Origin of the sequence: Devosia indica (assembly GCF_003056405.1) — a bacterium.
In the GTDB taxonomy this organism is placed as follows: Bacteria; Pseudomonadota; Alphaproteobacteria; order Rhizobiales; family Devosiaceae; genus Devosia; species Devosia indica.
Window position 1 is genome coordinate 1 of sequence record NZ_PYVZ01000048.1, and the last position, 1,230, is coordinate 1,230.

General features: G+C 61.3%; 2 protein-coding genes and 1 pseudogene. 1 reads left to right on the plus strand and 2 read right to left on the minus strand.

All coding sequences use genetic code 11. The features are described 5' to 3' along the window. A pseudogene (locus DDE76_RS19330) lies at positions 1-454 on the plus strand (hypothetical protein); the annotation flags it as partial. Between the two features lie 159 nt (positions 455-613). On the opposite strand, the gene DDE76_RS19335 reads toward DDE76_RS19330, so the two are convergent. Both DDE76_RS19335 and DDE76_RS19340 read right to left on the minus strand, forming a co-directional pair. Beyond that, on the minus strand, positions 614-1,036 hold the full coding sequence (locus tag DDE76_RS19335; RefSeq protein WP_104894105.1) for a hypothetical protein: 423 nt from the start codon (positions 1,034-1,036) through the stop codon (positions 614-616). A gap of 89 nt (positions 1,037-1,125) precedes the next feature. Then, positions 1,126-1,230, minus strand: a 105-nt coding sequence (locus DDE76_RS19340; RefSeq protein WP_157955875.1) for a transposase domain-containing protein, incomplete at its 5' end; no start/stop codon positions are given.

Sequence of the window (1,230 nt, forward strand, 5' to 3'; positions counted from 1 at the left end):
GGCAGCGCCGCCTGCCAGCAGTTGGTCGAGAAGCTCATTGGGGATTGCAGGCTCTTTGCGTCGAGACATAGGGGACTCCTTGTTTACCCACTATGCCCGACCACACACGGAAATCCTGACACTCCCCGACCGCACGGTCGCGCGCCAGCACAAGGACAAGTACCTGCAGGCCGAAATCGACCTGAGCCACGTCAATTTTCTGCTGTTGGCCAATGACCTCAGTCGCGTTGCGCGGCCAGTCGTTGATCGATGCCGTGTGATCCAGATGCAGCGGCCAACGGCGTATGAGATCGTCGCTATCGCAAAAAAAGAGATCGACCGGCGCAAGCTTGAGCCTGATCTGCTGACGGTTCTCGAGAGGGCAGCGCACAAGGGGCAGATCAGAAGCCTACGAAAGCTGCACAAGGCCCTCGACGCCGCCAGCGGGAGCCGCACGCGCCGGCTGCTGCACTAACCCCCCGACCACCCATCATCCAACCCAAACGATCTGGATCCGTCCAGATGTTGACCCCACACGCCATCAGAACGGAACACCACAATGACTCACTCGCACATTCAGCGTTCGATCCGCACCGTCATCAAAATAACCGGAACTGGGACCGTGCGCCTCGGTTCAGCTCAAGCCCTCTCCGATCTCACCGGCCTCACGGGGCACGCGTTGCGGGTCCAAAGCCGCGACACCCAGGCAGATCAGCGGACCGAATATCGCTGCGGCGCTTGCAATGCCCAGGTCGCCCTCCGGTTCCGGCGCAATCGTGTTGACGAGCTCCTGGCGCTGAAGGTCATGGCGCAAGCTGTACCTGCCCGCGCCCACCAGCGGATCCTGCACATCAAGGAGGCGCCCGTTTTCGCGCGTACCCAGCGCGCGGTAGGTCGTCCCTACCCCGCTGTCTCCATCATAGACGGCAATCGGCCACCCCTCATGCCGCCCCCACTGAACGAAGCTGCGGACGACAAAGGACTTGCCGCAGCCGCCTTTCTGGCTGAGCGCAAAGATCATTTTACCGGCGATCCGCTCTTGGACTTTCTTACTCATTCTCGAACTCACTTTCTTGCTTGGTGCCGAAGAGGTCGGGATTGAGCAGTTCGCGCAGAAGTTCGTCTGTAAGCGCGTAGCCGAGGCCGTTACTGCCTGAAGTTCCAAGGCATGAGGTCAGCTATCTGGCCGTTTGGCCAGCCGCCGGCGATGCGCTGCAGGGTCCGGGTCAGCCAGGCATGCGGATCGACGCC

Coding starts and splice junctions, on each gene's coding strand:
- DDE76_RS19335 (WP_104894105.1), bottom strand. CDS start 1,036: ATGAGTAAGAAAGTCCAAGAGCGGATCGCCGGTAAAATGATCTTTGCG.